Source organism: Pantoea dispersa, from assembly GCF_014155765.1.
Classification (GTDB): domain Bacteria; phylum Pseudomonadota; class Gammaproteobacteria; order Enterobacterales; family Enterobacteriaceae; genus Pantoea; species Pantoea dispersa.
Genome location: NZ_SCKT01000009.1, coordinates 1 through 15,546 on the forward strand (window position 1 = coordinate 1; position 15,546 = coordinate 15,546).

Sequence of the window (15,546 nt, forward strand, 5' to 3'; positions counted from 1 at the left end):
GACGGGCATCGCGCCGGGGTACCGGTTCGGCATCGTGAACGCGCCGCACTTCAGCGACAACGGAGAGTACCTGGTGACGTCGGCGCGGTACGACTTCGAGGAGAACGGGTACGCGAGCGGCGGCGGCGGGGCGCGGCACAACATCGCGTTCACGGTGCTGCCGTCGTCGGTGACGTACCGTGCGGAGCCGGCGACGGCGTGGCCGAAGACGCACGGGCCGCAGACGGCGAAGGTGGTGGGCCCGGCGGGTGAGTCAATCTGGACGGACCGCTACGGCCGGGTGAAGGTGAAGTTCCACTGGGACCGCCTGGCGAAGGGCGACGACACGAGCTCGTGCTGGGTGCGGGTGTCGAGCGCGTGGGCGGGCCAGGGGTTCGGCGGCGTGCAGATCCCGCGGGTGAACGACGAGGTGGTGGTGGACTTCATCAACGGCGACCCGGACCGGCCGCTGATCATCGGTCGCGTGTACAACGAGGCGAGCATGCCGCCGTGGGCGCTGCCGGCGGCGGCGACGCAGATGGGGTTTTTAAGCCGTTCGAAGGACGGCACGGCGGACACGGCAAACGCGCTGCGCTTCGAGGACAAGGCGGGCGAGGAGCATCTTTGGATCCAGGCGCAGAAAAACATGGATACGCACGTTAAAAACGATGCCAGCCACTCGGTCGCCAATAACCACAGCCATTATGCTGGCGGCAATGAGCTGTACCGCGTTGAGACCAACCGTGTACACGGTATCAAAGGCGGCGAGGAGCTCCTGACCGGACAAGGCAAGCTGGATGCAGCAGTTGATACCTATGTTCTGGGATCCGGCACCAAACTGCGTCTGGAGTGCGGTGAAAGCGCCATTGAACTCAACGCTAACGGTCACATTAATATTGTCGGTAAAGGCTTCAATATTTTCGTGCAGGGCGATGGCCACATTACAACGTCCGGCGGCAAGCTGAACCTGAATACTGACGGTGCAAAGCCCGGCACCGGTGCGCCTGGTGCCGATCACAAACAGAATATCAGTAAAGCGGTGGAGAACCTGTTCCCCCCTAAACAGAAAGGACAGGCGGCTCCGGCTGCGCCGAAAGCTGCGGTCTCTGCTGCCGCTAAGCCGACCGCTGCACCTGTAGCAAATCACCCGGCTCGCAAAGCACGCCCGTTACCAGCAGATAAACAAGCTTTTTTTGATAAGGTCTATGCTGCAGCTAAGATCAGTGAAAAGAAAACGGGCGTTCCGGCAGAAATCACTACGGCGCAGGCGATCCTTGAATCAAGCTGGGGAGATTTGGTTCCATTTGATAAGAAAACGAATACAAGTAGTAACAATATTTTTGGAATAAAATCATTTGGTTCTAAAAATGCTGCGGAAACCGTAACGCATGAGTATGTCAACGGTAAGAAAATCAAAATTGTTGATAGCTTTGCAACTTATGGCTCGGTTGAAGAGAGTATTGAACAACATGGTCAGTTTTTGATGGATAATAAACGTTACAGTAGTCTTTTCAAATCTTCAGATCCTGTTGAATGGGCGAAGGGGCTACAAGAGAATGGCTATGCAACAGATCCGGAGTATGCTAAAAAACTTATCGGGATTATGAAAGGTAGAGGGATGATATGATTAGGTTTTTAATGGCGATGATGATTGCCTTGCCCCTGGTTGCTTCAGCTAATGATTTTTGTGCAAAGTTAGATAAGTCAGGGATTTCTAACGGGGTCCGGTTTGATAATACTGATAATCTGTACAAAGTGGGAGGGAAAGGACATTTGCAGTTTTATTCAGCGCCTGATGAAAAGTGTTTATTAAAAGGGATATTTGTTGTGCCAAATGATGATCTTTATGCCTATGTTGAGCAGAATGGATTTTACCGGGTCATGTACCTCACTAACGACGGTGATCAAATCATGGGCTGGGTTAAAAAAGACAGATTGCTTGCAACCCACAAGGGTTTGGCTCCTGACTATAACAATCCCAATTAATTATTTTTCTCAACCTCCTGGGCTGCCAGGGGGAGTGTCAGGGAATCAGTTTTCTATACAATTAAGTGCGCTGGCAATCATAGGTTTTTTCTATTTTGGTGGGTTATATGGCTACAGTAAGCCCGATAATTACTGCAATATAAACTTCTCTATGCGTTGGAGAACAGCGTACAGATTGAATTTCGAAGGCAGGGTTAGCTGGAGCCCATACTAATGTCGCTTACGAATATGATTAAGAAATATGTTTTTTTAAAAAAAAAGGCCTGTTTTTTCTCAATGATATTGCTTTCTTTTGCGGCTCCTTTATGGGCTGCGATAGATTTCAACGGTGAGTGGTCTGGTGCTGCGGGTAATGAAAATAGCTCCGATTATTCCACGTTAAATATCAAGATTAGGCAAGTTGACGGAAAGGTTGTTGGGCGTTACTGCTACATTACGAATAGTGGTAATCGTATTGATTGCCCTGATGGTGATGAGAGTAACTTACATGGCATTGTTAAGAATAATAAAGCTGTTGTGAAATTTGACTCTGCCTTTGGTGGTAAAAATGGAGAGGCTGAGCTGACATTAAATAATAATTGCATGCTCTGGCATTTAACTGTACTGCCGAGCCATGGTGAGTTTTATGCTCCCAAATATTTTTCCCTTAAAAAGATAGAGCCAAATATAAATGCAATGTTAAAAGCCAGGGTTTTTTCGACATCAGGATTCACCGTGACTCTTGTAAATAACTGTGGGGAGTTTTATGCCAATTGTAAAAATGTAGAGTACTATGGCATGAGAAATAGCGATGGTAGCCAGATTTCACTTACCGGCCACACAATTAATTCCCCTGATGCAGCCAAAGCAGTTGGTATGATTTTCAATAATGGAAATATAGAGTATGGCATTACTTTTGATCCGTTGACGCTGACGGTATCAAGAGACAAAAAGGTATTGCTATCACAGGATGGTAAGTGGGAATAAAAATGTCTAGATCGTATTGCTTAAAGTGTATCTTGTTTTTTTCTTGTGCCGTTTTAAGTTATTCTGTTCTTTCAGCTAAAAGTAATATCCATTATGACACTAAAAATGTAGCTCAAACTGATGAAGATATTGCTGTCCTGACGGTACATAAAGCTATCAGGGATAATAAGCTATCGTTATTACGCGATCATTGTTTAGCCTATGATTATGATGATGTCTCTGACAGTAAATATTTCATTGTCGATGTTCGAGAGGATAAACGCTATGCTATTTGTGGTGGAGATCCAAATACTTCTGTACATCTTTTTCGTTTTAAAGTCGATAAGAAAAATTATTCTTTGTTAACTGATGCAGGATCTGATAACGGAGTTTTTCATCCAGTTAAAAAGTAATTTCTACGGGTTTTTATTGTTCTTTTAGTCGGCTTTATCATCCGGAACGAACGTCTGTGAGTGTTATTAAAATTCGGCTTGTCGGGTAAGTTGATGCGTGTAAAATTATCTTTATTTAGTGTTGTGGCAGTTATGGCTTTCGGCATGATGTCAGCCAGAGCAGACGTAGTGATGTCTGATTATAATAGCCTTGATAAAGTTTCATCCGTTTTTAGCAACAAAGATGTACTGCTGAAGCTAAAGAGCATTTTGGGCCCTGATTACGATACCTTCAGTCAAAACTTTGATGTGTATGGTGAACCGCACCTGACATCAGCAGGCGGATTGTTTGTGGAAGGCTGGTTAAGTGATCTTTATCTGGAACAGGCTTCAGCCTTTGTAATACAACCTGATGGCAGGACCTATGCTGCATGGACAGATGCTAAAACGGGCAAAATAAGTTATCGATGTAATGATAATACTGAGAAAAATCCGCAGCCTGATATTGCTGCCTGGGCAAAGCGTTTCAATAGCGACCCTGCGGGGGATTCTGCAGGTAACTTAGAAGCAAACTGTACCCGTAAACCTCTTTCAGCCTCCGACTTCAGTGTGGAAATCAATCATTATCGTGTCTCACTGGGAGACGAATGGGATAATCTGACAAAGCAGCACGCCGGAGTGCCGATTGCTGAAAGCTATGCTGGCGACAGACCTTCAGACGACGGAAATTATCATTATTATCAGTATAACTATCCAGGTTTTGATATTTACTCTTCCAATTTATACTGGGAGAAAGAGCATCGTGACCGTGATAGCTATATTATAGCGCAAATCACCCTTAATTCGCCGGGGTTCAAAACGTACAGGGGTGTTTCAGTTGGTGACAGCGAAAGCGCTCTGCAGCGTCGTTATGGCAAAGGCGCTGTTGATGACAGTGATGATCAATACTGGATTTATTACGAGGGTGATGGAAAACGTCTCTTATTTCAGATTGAAGATCATCGCATAAGTCACATTATGATGGTTTTTAATGATGCGTAATGTGTCACTGTCAATTACTGGCTAATATGCAAATAAAATTATCAACTGGCGATGGACCAGCTTAATTAAGTTCGTTTCGCTAAAGTGATTCCACATAGATCCATCCTCATTTATTCCTCTAACGGATATCCAACATGCATTACCAATTCAACGAGGGCGCGTTCGCCCTGTTTCCGGCTGGCTGGCAGGACACCAGCATGAATATTCTGCGCGATGAGGCCACCGGGCTGGCGCTGATCGTCAGCCGTGGGCCAATCGCCGAAGGCAGCGATTTTGAGCAGGAGTTTCACCGCCAGTGGGATACGTTGCGCAGCCAGATGGGCCATGTAGAGCAGAGCGAATTTACACGCGTGCTGGCTGGAGCCGACAACACATTGCGCGCCATCGAAGTGGAAACGGCTTTTGATCGCAACGGGCAGGCACTGTGGCAACGTCAGCTGGCAGTAAACGTGCCTGAAACCAATATGTTGATGATATTTACTTTTTCAGCCATGCGGCCTTTTGATGAAGAAGACGGGGCACGCTGGCATGCCTTCAAACAGAGCCTGACACTGAACGCCCCACGGAAGGGATAATTATGGATAAGCACGCGGCCCGCCAGGGCGATGACATCATTCATTCCAGTATTTTCGCCGATATCACTAGCATCGTCGCTGAAGGTGCGGTCTACGCCGCGATGGGCGCGATTGTTGCCGGTGTGGCTACCGTAGCCGCTCCGCTGGTTGGCGTGGGTGCGCTGGCGGCGGTAGGCAGTAGCTGTCTGCTGAGCGGTATCATCGCGGGTGCGGTGGCGAATGTGGCAGGTATCACGGACGACATCAGCGCGGCTGCGGATGGCATTGGCGACATGCTGTTCCCGCCGTCACCTGCGGGTATCATTGCCAGCGGTTCGGATAATGTGATCATCAATGGCTTGGCGGCGGCTCGTGCGGCAGGTGAACTGACGGCAGGCGATACGCCACCACCGGAAGCGCAGTCGGCCGGATTTTTTGCCGACTATGCCGGCAAACTGCTGGCGGTTGCCGACCAGTTCGCCGGGGCGATGTGGCAGCCGACGATTGCCTCCGCTGCCGCAGGTACCTCGCCACTGGAACAGGATAAAGTTGCGTGCGAAAAACACAGCGGACCACAGTATCTCGCTGAAGGATCTAAAAGCGTACTCATCAACGGCCAGCCGGCGGCACGTGCTAAAGATCGCACCACCTGTGGAGCGACCATCAGCGATGATGTTTCAGCCAACGTCATCATTGGCGGTGAAACGCTAACGGTGCGGGATATCAAAAGCGGTAAACAGCCGGGACTGGCGCTGGCGATGATCGGCCTGTCGCTGATCCGCGGTCGCCCCGGCCAGATCCTGAAAAATATGCCGTGTGCGCTGGCAATGGCGGGCGGCGGTATGCTGGCCGATATGTCTATCAACGCGATATTTTCCGCGCTGCACCCGGTACATGCCGCTACCGGCGTGAAAGTGCTGAATGATGATGCCGAGCGAGATTTCTCGCTGCCGGGACGTTTTCCCCTGCGCTGGCAGCGCAGTTATAACAGCCTGACGCAGCGCGCCGGCCTGTTTGGCCGCGGCTGGTCGACGGTGTTCGACAGCTATCTGACGCTGGAAGGCAATCAGGCCACCTGGTTTGATGACAACGGCCGCGAACTGCGTTTTGCCTTGCCCGGTGAAAAAGAGGTGCTTTACAGCATCAGCGAAGGACTGATGGTGCGACGCAATGCGCACGGTGACGTGGCAATCGCTGACGATGACGGCGCGGTCTGGCGCTTGTACAAACCCACCGCCAGAAACCCGCAGCTCTTGCGTCTCGCCTCGCTGAGCGACGAGTACGGCAACGCGCTGGAGATGGGCTGGGATGAGCAGAGCCGGCTGGTGCGCATCCATGATGAACCGCTGGCAATTGACGTGACGCTGCACTACAACGACGAACGCCATCCGCAACGCGTTACCGCTGCCAGTCACTTTGACGGTGAACAGCACTGGCCGCTGATGCGCTGGAGCTTTGATGATCACGGCCAGCTTGCCAGCGTCACCGATGCGGCAGGCATTGAAACGCGCCGTTTCCGTTATAACGTGGATGGCCTGATGGTGTGGCACCGCCTGCCGGGCGGGCTGGAGAGCGAGTATCGCTGGCAGCTGTTTGATCACTGGCGGGTGATAGAAAATCGCACCAGCAGCGGCGATGGCTGCCGTATGCAGTACGATCTCACGGCGGGCATTACCCGCGTTTCTACCTACGATGGTCAGCAGCGCGAGCATCACTGGAATGCACAGGGATTGATTACCTGCTACATCGACGAGCGCGGCGAGCAATGGCGCTACGAGTGGGATGACAATGAACTACTGACGCGCCGTATTGACCCGCTCGGCCATGCGGTGAACTTTACCTACGACGAGCTCGGTAACCGCATTGAAGAGCAGGATGCCGATGGCAATGCGCAGACCACAGAGTGGTTAACGCATCGTGCCCTGCCCAGCGTCATCACCCAGCCTGGCGGCGCTGCCATCCGTTATTACTACGATATCCATCACGGACTGGAACGGGTGGTCGATGCGCTCGGGTACAGCACGCGTTATCTGCGCGATGAGTTTGGGCTGATCACTGAAGAGATTGATGCGGCGGGCAATCGCTATCGCCGTGAGTATAACGATGCCGGGCAGGTCATTCGCGAGACGGACTGCTCCGGCCAGACTACGCGTTACCGTTATCATCCGCTGGGCTGGCTAAGTTGTGTTACAGCAGCCGATGGCGAAGAAACGCGATACTACTATGATGCCGCCGGGCGGCCCCGGCAGATGGAACGTGCTGAAGGCTGGGAAGAACGTCTGGAGTGGAGCGAACGTGGTCTGCCAGTGGCGTATGCCTCGGCAGACGGTAAACGCAGCGAATTCGCTTACGACCAGGCCGGCAGACTGACTCTCTCGCGAAACGCGCAGGGCGAAGAGGTGCAGCGCCGCTGGGACAGCCGTGGACGTTTAATCTCGCTGCAAAATCAAAACGGTGAAAGCTACCACTTCGAATGGGGCGCAGATTCGCTGCTGCTGGCGCAGATCGGGCTGGACGGTGTGGCAACACGCTACGACTACGATGCCGCCGGACGCGCAGTTGCCCGCACTTTCGCCGCCGGTCACCCGCAGGCGATTACGCACCGCTTTGCCTTCAGCCCGGCAGGGCAACTCATGGCGCGCATCACCCCGGAAGGCCAGACGCGCTATGACTATACCGCGGCGGGCCAGCTGGCAAGCGTGGCGCAGCATCTGCCACTGGGGGAAAACCAGTGGAGCCGTGAAGCCGAGCAGGCGATTACCTTCGCGTATGACAAGGCTGGTCGCGTGATAGCGGAGCAGGGCGATCAGGGCAGCCTGGCGTGGCAGTACGACGCGCTGGGCAACTGCACTGCGCTGACGTTGCCGGATGGCCGCCAGCTGAAACAGTTGTATTACGGCAGCGGCCATCTGCTGAGCATCGCGCTGGATAACCTACCGGTCAGCGAATTTACGCGCGATACACTGCATCGCGAGCTGAGCCGCAGTCAGGGCGGACTGACCACGCGCAGCGATTACGATCGACTGGGTCGGCTGGTGCGTCGCGATGTGTTCGACGGCGAGGCACAGCGCCCGGCACCGCGCCGCTGGTCGCGCCGGCGTGATTTCGACTACGGCAACAACCTGATCCGCGAACAGCGCGACGACAATCCTTTCAGCCAGACGCTCTGGCACTACGACAGCGCTGGCCGTCTGCTGGTGCAGGAAGGTGCTCAGCCCGGTAATGATACGTGGCGATGGGATGGCGCGGGCAATCCGCTGGACCGCAGCGCGGCAGCAGCGGTTACGCACAACCGTGTTACGCAGCTGAACGGCATCCGCTGGCGCTATGACGTGCACGGTCGCACCAGTGAAAAGGATGACGGTCAGACGCGCTGGCGCTACCGCTATGATGACGAGCATCGCCTGATCGAAGTCGTCAGCGAACCGCGCGATCGCAACAAGCCTCAAGTGCAGGTGAGTTTCCGCTACGATCCGCTCGGGCGCCGCATCAGCAAGCGCGTGCAGCGTTTACTGCACGGCAAGCCGGCCGGAGCAGCGACCCTCACCCGCTTCGTCTGGGACGGTTTTCGTCTGCTGCAGGAAATACACGACGAAGTGCCACTGACCTACGTATACAGCGACGCAAACAGCTATGAACCGCTGGCGCGTATTGACGGCAATGAGGGCGCGGAGATTTTCTGGTTCCACAATGCCGCTAACGGTATGCCGGAACGCCTGACAGACAGCGAAGGCCGCATCAGCTGGGAAGGCATCAATAACGCATGGGGCAAACTGCTGCGCGAAACTCATCAGCAACTGCCCGGCTACGACCAGAACCTGCGTATGCAGGGCCAGTACCTGGACCGTGAAACCGGACTGCACTACAATCTGTTTCGTTACTACGATCCGGACAGTGCGCGGTTTACGCAGCAGGACCCGATAGGGCTGGCGGGTGGGATAAACCTGTATGCTTATGCGCCGAATGCGCTAACCTGGATCGATCCTCTGGGGCTAAGTTGTAAAAATACATGGAATCAATTTCAGTCTAAATCCAAAGGTCATTTTAAATCCAGCTCTCAAGCATCCAAAGCCTACGGCTTATGGAAAAAGCAAGATTGGGCAGCGCTTGAAAAATTAATGGGTTCGGGAGCTTGGCCTCCAAACCGTGGTTTTGTTACTGTAAAAAATAAGACTCTTATACCTGGAACTAAGGTGGATCGTTATGGTGGATGGACCGACGCAAGTGGCTTCCGTGATACAGGGAATTTTTTGTCACCAGCAGGATCCTCATTTGAAGGGCGAGCTCTTCCAGATAGTACGTTAACAAAACCGTTTTCTACTTATGAAGTATTGAAGCCTTATGATGTGGATGCAGGGCCTGCTATACCATGGTTTGGTAAAACAGGTATGGGTACTCAGTATGAAACACATGACTTTATTGAAGATCTTATAAGTGATGGAGTGTTAAAAAAGTTATGAGTAAAATTAATATAAAAAAGAACTTTATTAAGAAAGCTATATTATTGCATGATGGTTTTGAAAATGACTTCATCCTTAAAAGAAATATTATTGATTGTCCATATTGTGACGGTCAGGTAGAATTTACAGTATTCAATTCTAAGAGATTGGATTTGGAAAGTGAAACCTTTAAAAAAGAGATTGTAAGTCATATCAAAGGTGTGAAAGAAAGTTTAACAAGGAATGGAAGTTTCAGTTATAAAGGACAGGCCATATGCTTTTTTGAAAGCAAATGTTCTCTACATAAACATGAAATTTTGACATTTTTTACTTTTTCGGAGGTTCAACCTTCAAGATATTTATCTTATCTTATAGGTGTTTTTGGTTAGATGTATTTTATGCAGTTTATCACGCTTAATGATTTTTAGATGAAACATGTAAAAACATTGGTAATTGTAATACCAATTTAAATTATTATACTCATGCAGCTTAAATTAGGGATGTTTTATTCAGGGAAGGCATCAATAACGCATGGGGCAAGCTGCTGCGCGAAACTCATCAGCAACTGCCCGGCTACGACCAGAACCTGCGTATGCAGGGCCAGTACCTGGACCGTGAAACCGGACTGCACTACAATCTGTTTCGTTACTACGATCCGGACAGTGCGCGGTTTACGCAGCAGGACCCGATAGGGCTGGCGGGTGGGCTGAACCTTTACCAGTATGCGCCGAATGCGCTGGGGTGGGTGGATCCCTTAGGCCTAAGCAGGTGCAAGGGCGATTATAAATATGACATGGTTAATAACCCTGGCCCACTTGCTAAATTAAGAAATAATCCAGCTGCAAATTTTGCAGGCGGTAAATATAATAAGAATATCTTAAAAGAAGATCTTGTTTTATTTCGAGCAGGAAAGGCTGGCGGTGGGAAAAATGCTTTTGGCCAGTGGTTCACGAGAGACCCTGCTGAGTCAGCAGCAAAAGTTCGTGTTGATTTAGCTGTTAAACCTCAATGGATTGATAACGAAGGGGTATTAACTGGTACTTCTCCTTTAGAATCTGTATACAAAGTTTTAATACCTAAAGGAACAACTATATACGAGGGGCCAGTGGGTTATCAGGGAGGCTATTATTTTGGTGGTCAAAATGTTACTCAGATATTTGTTGAGCAGCCTTGGCAACTGGCAGGGGTTAAGATAATGGATAGCTGGCCTTTAAGGTAGTGATATGCATAGTAAGATATTGTCAGAAGATCTATTAAATGAATTTAAAAAGTTGAGAGACATTCTCATAAGTGAGAAGGAAATTAACTGGATTCGCGGTGTCGAATCAATAATAGAAAAACTAGAATGGTCTAATGACAACAGATGTGATGACCCAGAATGTTTTTTTAACAGTGCTTGTGACACATGGAAAACGATGGATAAAGGAAATGGTTCTTTTTCTGAATATTTTATATGGCGGGATGATTTTGATGAAAGAGTCCGGTTAAATAAAATATATCAAAAGATAAAGGATAACATATGGGATATTGTGAATAACAATTAACTCTAAGCCGGAAGCGATCTCAATGATCCTGCCGGCTTTTTTTTAGCCGCCCGCCGTCAGGATCAGACAACCCACCTCCACCCGAACGGTAACCGGCTGGCCGCTCTCAAATCCGACCTCCCGCAGCCTATAGACATGAAATATCAAATGAACTATTTAATGCTTCGCAATCCTATGACAGCCCTCGAGTAGATTAAGGTACAATGTGTATCTACTTGGGGCGGTTCACAAGGTGAAATGGCGGTACCTCACGCAGAGCGGAGGGATTACTTGAAGGTTATTGACGAGTCCCGGCGTAAGCCATAATTATTGAGTTGAAAATGAATAATGACTTAATTTGCGATAAAGAAAATGGTCAATTGCATTGGATATGCAAAGAAAATAAAATCATTTTCTTTATAGATGATTTGGATCTGGCAATGATGGATTAAAAGCGGAATTTGGTATTCGCGTTAAGCGAACCATCGCCTTTTTGCCAAAAGTGACACAGGGCACGGATATACGCTTTTATACCAGCGTACATCCAGAATGTGATAGAGGCGGTGCATTAAATTATTATCAACGTAAAAATGCTATGCTATTACACTTCGATAAAGTCAGCGTTCTTAAAGAGTTAATACCATGACAGATAAAGAATTAAGAGAAAACCTTCTTTATTTGATAAATAAATATGTGCCTAAGAGTGAAAGAGAAAATTTTTATGTATATCTATCAAGAGATGATGTCCCAGTAAAAGGGGTACTGGCAGACTTAAATAAAGTTAAAGCAGTAACTGTAGAACAGGCTGATGGCGATTTAATAAGTGATATATATTTCTATTATTGCTGAGAATAGTCTGGAGTAATCTTAACTGTCTTTCCGGCTTTTTTCTCTTTAGCCGCCTAATGTCAGGATCAAGTAATCCCTTTCCACCTTTACTCATCAGCAACTGCCCGGCTACGACCAGAACCTGCGTATGCAGGGCCAGTACCTGGACCGTGAAACCGGACTGCACTACAATCTGTTTCGTTACTACGACCCGGACAGTGCCCGGTTTACGCAGCAGGACCCGATAGGGCTGGCGGGTGGGCTGAACCTGTACCAGTATGCGCCGAATTCGTTCAGCTGGATAGATCCTCTGGGGCTGAGTAAGTGTGGTGTAGATCAGGCGCGTAAGCGGCAACATGCCATGCTAAAAAATTCTAATGAAGGATATAACATCAGCCCTAAATCTTGGGATGTATATCCAACTATTGGTAGGGATGGCTCATTTATCAGCGATAAGCAAGGAATAATGCAGTATTTCTCTCATGCAGGTAATTCAAAGGAAATAACGATAACAAGAGCCAGAGCAAGAGCCATTGAAAGAGATATGGGACTTTATAAGGATTCATTATCAGAGGGCTTCAAAGTCAGAAAAGTCACAGGTATAAGAGATCTAAGCCCAAGAAGCCCATTAAGTGGTAATGATTACTTTAAAGGACCCGGCCAGCATCTGCCGGGTGGCGCTCCTGAAATGGTTATCAACTCACAATCAACTATAGATAACTCAATTATTAATACAATCCTAACTGTTAACGTAGGGAAGTGATATGCTTAACAATATGTTAGTAACGATATTGGATCCGAACAGAATTGTCGTTGAAGTAAGAGGGAGTAATGACGGTGCGATATTATTAAGTCTCGGGTTTTCTAAAAAAAATAACTCTTATTCCATTAAGACAAACAATGAAAAAGAACAACTATCCATAGTTGAACAACTGGCTAATGCTAACGCATTATTTTCTTATGGGCAAGGTTGGGCACCATCTGAAGTAATGGGATACTTAAAAGATGATGGAAAAATTAAATTTCCATATAAAGTTATAATGTGGCGATCGCCTAATAACTACGAAATAATTGATAAATAACAATGAATCCGGAAATGATCCTAAAGATCCTCCGGATTTTTAACTTCAGACGCTCGCCGTCAGGATCAGACAGCCCTGTTCAACCTGCATGGTTAACTTCTTACCGACCCCGAACCCCGCCACATGAAGCCGCTACCCCCGGTAAATCCAAGTGGTAGTGGCATCACCAGTGGGCTCTGTGCTGGCCGTGCCCGGCGAACAGCAAGCTGCCGTGCACGGGTTGCCGTTCAAAGCGTGGCTGGTAGTATTTGGGGTACAGACAGGGAAGGTCATGACTGGGCGGTAGCGTGGGCAGGGCAAAATTACGCGTCCAGGTTCATCGTGTTAACAGCCTGCTGAAAGTGGGAAAGGCCCCCATGAAAAGATAATAAAAGCAGCATGTTAATCCCACTAAAAGGTATGACGATGTTAGAGTCCTCCCTATGACCAGATAGGACTGGCGGGTGGGCTGAACCTGTACCATTATGCGCCGAATGCGCTGGGGTGGATGGATCCGTGGGGGTTGAGTAAATACTCTCTTGGAAAAGAGACAGGCAGGTACTCAGCAATAAAACCCGGACCTTTAGATAAAGAGTTGGCTGAAACTTTTTCCGGTGGAAAATATAGAGAAATAATCCTTTCTGAGGATAAATATTTTTATCGGTCGGGTGTGTCAACAAATGCATTTGGTCGCTTCTTTAGTTTAGATATACCACAAAGTATTATTCAGACTCGAGTGGATAAAGCAGTATTGCCAAAATGGCCTAATGGCTCTGCTTCCCCACTTGATAGCGTATATGAAATAAAAATACCCGCTGGAACTAAAGTTTATGTGGGCGAGGTTGGCTATCAGAATGGCTTCTATCTTGGTGGGACAGAGCAAATAGTGATATTAGAACCCTGGAACGTGGGAACAGTGATAGGAAAATGGCCGCTGCTATGAAAAATGAAATTAAAAGAGTAACAAAAGAAATAATAAAAATACTACTGGATAATGGTGAAGTATCTTGGGCTAGATATTTTGATAAGTGTCTAAGGCAACTGGATGATGATTATCATGAGGGTATTTATAATTTAAGAACGGCCTATGGTGGCATGGGCTCTTTTAATGATTTGGTTTTGCACAGTAACGGAAATCCTTTAAAAAAGGAAAATGCACGGTTAGATCAGTTGCGAAAAGAACTTTATCAAGTAACAAGTTAAAATATCTATATATAGCCGGAAGTGATCAAGAAGATCCTTCCGGCTTTTATTTTAGCTGCCAGCCTGAGCCAGCAACGCCAACGCCTGCTGCCGGGCCAGCTCAATCTTCCGCCGCTGCTGCTAAAGCCGCACCTGCTCCTGGCGCAGCCGGCTCTCTTCGCAACTGTCGGGGATCGACAGCAGACAGCCGTCCAGCAACTTAAAACTGACGCTGGTGCCCATCTCAAATCCCTCTTCAGCCAAGCATCTACCCGCAATTTTCATCTGCGGCATATCACCATGGGGTGCCAGTCAACGATAATACGCCACTGCATTTTGAATATTCCCCGTACTGACTTAGAACGTACTCAGCCATAATCAACTCCTCCGTGGTGACTGTGGTTAGCGGTTAAAGCGGGGAGGCAGCGTAAGCGGGGCTAAAGTACGCGTCGGGGGCAGCGTGTTAATGGGCGGCTGAATGCGGGAAAACTGTCCGTAAAATGCATTAGCATCAGCAGATTACCCTCGCTAAAAAGTATGACGGCGCCGGAATTTCCCCTATTACCCGATAGTGTTGCCAGGGATGGTTTCCAGATTGCCCCGGCATGGAGTGATGCCCGCATGCGTGATACTTTCGATACTTTACAGTTATATCAAAAATGGTAAGCCTGCATCTTTTGTCCAAAATGGGATGGTAATATTCATCCAACCAGATTAGAACCCTTTGCCTCTGCATACCCCGAATATGATAAAGGTGTTGCTTTACAGTTACATGCAGATGGACAAATTATCCATTTTGACTCAATTACAATGCTACCGGATTAATAGAATGTATACACTAGATAAAAAAGATGCAGAATTAATGCTGTTGGAACTGCTGAAAAGGACTTTAAAAAATCAGTCTGATATTGATGAATTAATGGATTTAGTAAAAACCAACAATAGCTCTATTCCAATGAAAGGAATTAGACATAAATATGACAGCATGGATAAAAATACATTAACTAAAAAAGATCAGGGCGATCTTGATACTTTAATGCATTTTTATGGCCCATGATTTTCTATGCTGCTGATTTTAAACTGGTTATCAAGGAATAGGTGCGCGTCGAGATCATCGTGTAATCGGGCGGCAGAACGCAGGAAAAACTGTCCGCAAAAAATGAGACACATCAGAAGATTAATTCCGCTAAAAAAGCACCGTTCTACAGTTAGGGGAGGTTGCACCGCGAAATCAAGTCTGGTTCAATAATCTCTGACGGAGCAGACTAAATCATTCTTCCCCGAGGATGGCATCAGAGTTGGATATTGAATATTAGGGAGATTAAATCGATTTAGACTAATTTCATGAAAACAAAAACCGAAAAGTTAAATATATTAAGGGGAACTCTTTCGAATCTGGAAAAAGAAAAAGTGGCTTTTCATAAAGCTGATCTCAATAATATCGTTGATAAATATAAGAAAACTATCCAATATGTTGAAATGGATATTTTGACTTGCAATGAAATTCACAACTCAGTAAAAGCATATTTAGAAATATATAATGATTATGATAATCCTCTTCTTTATCAAATGTCTGATGCTGAAGAAGTAGTGAAGAGTTATCTTTCCACATAAGG

Annotated in this window: 16 protein-coding genes and 2 pseudogenes; 17 read left to right on the plus strand and 1 reads right to left on the minus strand. The window is 47.8% G+C overall.

Annotated elements, in window-relative coordinates; genetic code table 11:
- The 15 genes and pseudogenes from tssI to H7K56_RS19770 form a co-directional block, all read left to right on the plus strand.
- A partial coding sequence (gene tssI, locus H7K56_RS19700) for a type VI secretion system tip protein TssI/VgrG (RefSeq protein WP_182689045.1) occupies positions 1-1,606 on the plus strand: 1,606 nt, incomplete at its 5' end.
- A gap of 11 nt (positions 1,607-1,617) precedes the next feature.
- Positions 1,618-1,965 carry a hypothetical protein gene (locus H7K56_RS19705; RefSeq protein ID WP_241494905.1) on the plus strand — a complete coding sequence of 116 codons (348 nt, stop codon included), beginning with the start codon at positions 1,618-1,620 and terminating at the stop codon, positions 1,963-1,965.
- A gap of 213 nt (positions 1,966-2,178) precedes the next feature.
- Positions 2,179-2,931: a hypothetical protein gene (locus H7K56_RS19710; RefSeq protein ID WP_249042742.1), complete on the plus strand. Its 753-nt coding sequence runs from the start codon at positions 2,179-2,181 to the stop codon at positions 2,929-2,931.
- Complete coding sequence (locus tag H7K56_RS19715) at positions 2,922-3,323, plus strand: hypothetical protein (protein WP_249042743.1); 402 nt, start codon at positions 2,922-2,924, stop codon at positions 3,321-3,323. The genes H7K56_RS19710 and H7K56_RS19715 overlap by 10 nt, the downstream gene beginning before the upstream one ends.
- 93 nt (positions 3,324-3,416) lie before the next feature.
- On the plus strand, positions 3,417-4,343 hold the full coding sequence (locus H7K56_RS19720; RefSeq protein WP_150361276.1) for a hypothetical protein: 927 nt from the start codon (positions 3,417-3,419) through the stop codon (positions 4,341-4,343).
- Between the two features lie 134 nt (positions 4,344-4,477).
- Positions 4,478-4,918, plus strand: coding sequence for a DcrB-related protein (locus H7K56_RS19725; RefSeq protein WP_127834554.1), 441 nt, complete (start codon positions 4,478-4,480; stop codon positions 4,916-4,918).
- Between the two features lie 2 nt (positions 4,919-4,920).
- A complete protein-coding gene (locus tag H7K56_RS19730) occupies positions 4,921-9,357 on the plus strand; it encodes a glycohydrolase toxin TNT-related protein (protein WP_150361277.1) in 4,437 nt (1,478 codons plus the stop codon).
- The gene (locus H7K56_RS19735) at positions 9,354-9,725 is read left to right on the plus strand and encodes a hypothetical protein (protein WP_150361278.1); all 372 of its coding nucleotides are present in this window, start codon (positions 9,354-9,356) and stop codon (positions 9,723-9,725) included. Before H7K56_RS19730 ends, H7K56_RS19735 begins: the two co-directional genes overlap by 4 nt.
- 125 nt (positions 9,726-9,850) lie before the next feature.
- A pseudogene (locus H7K56_RS23560) lies at positions 9,851-10,111 on the plus strand (RHS repeat-associated core domain-containing protein); the annotation flags it as partial.
- Between the two features lie 448 nt (positions 10,112-10,559).
- Positions 10,560-10,880 (plus strand): hypothetical protein, encoded by a 321-nt coding sequence (locus H7K56_RS19745; RefSeq protein WP_150361280.1) that lies wholly within the window; start codon positions 10,560-10,562, stop codon positions 10,878-10,880.
- A 621-nt stretch (positions 10,881-11,501) separates the two neighbouring features.
- On the plus strand, positions 11,502-11,708 hold the full coding sequence (locus tag H7K56_RS19750; RefSeq protein ID WP_150361281.1) for a hypothetical protein: 207 nt from the start codon (positions 11,502-11,504) through the stop codon (positions 11,706-11,708).
- 109 nt (positions 11,709-11,817) lie between these two features.
- Positions 11,818-12,450: pseudogene (locus H7K56_RS19755) on the plus strand (RHS repeat-associated core domain-containing protein); the annotation flags it as partial.
- A 1-nt stretch (position 12,451) separates the two neighbouring features.
- Entirely contained in the window at positions 12,452-12,769 is a 318-nt protein-coding gene (locus H7K56_RS19760; protein WP_150361282.1) for a hypothetical protein, read from the plus strand.
- A gap of 502 nt (positions 12,770-13,271) precedes the next feature.
- Entirely contained in the window at positions 13,272-13,691 is a 420-nt protein-coding gene (locus H7K56_RS19765; RefSeq protein ID WP_150361283.1) for a hypothetical protein, read from the plus strand.
- Positions 13,676-13,951 carry a DUF6966 domain-containing protein gene (locus tag H7K56_RS19770; protein ID WP_150361284.1) on the plus strand — a complete coding sequence of 92 codons (276 nt, stop codon included), beginning with the start codon at positions 13,676-13,678 and terminating at the stop codon, positions 13,949-13,951. Before H7K56_RS19765 ends, H7K56_RS19770 begins: the two co-directional genes overlap by 16 nt.
- Positions 13,952-14,071: 120 nt before the next feature.
- On the opposite strand, the gene H7K56_RS23500 is transcribed toward H7K56_RS19770, so the two are convergent.
- Positions 14,072-14,194, minus strand: coding sequence for a hypothetical protein (locus H7K56_RS23500; RefSeq protein ID WP_310736062.1), 123 nt, complete (start codon positions 14,192-14,194; stop codon positions 14,072-14,074).
- A 565-nt stretch (positions 14,195-14,759) separates the two neighbouring features.
- Between H7K56_RS23500 and H7K56_RS19780 the strand changes: the two genes are divergently transcribed.
- Positions 14,760-14,987, plus strand: coding sequence for a hypothetical protein (locus H7K56_RS19780; protein WP_150361285.1), 228 nt, complete (start codon positions 14,760-14,762; stop codon positions 14,985-14,987).
- 287 nt (positions 14,988-15,274) lie between these two features.
- Positions 15,275-15,544: a hypothetical protein gene (locus H7K56_RS19785; protein WP_150361287.1), complete on the plus strand. Its 270-nt coding sequence runs from the start codon at positions 15,275-15,277 to the stop codon at positions 15,542-15,544.
- Positions 15,545-15,546 lie beyond the last annotated feature (2 nt).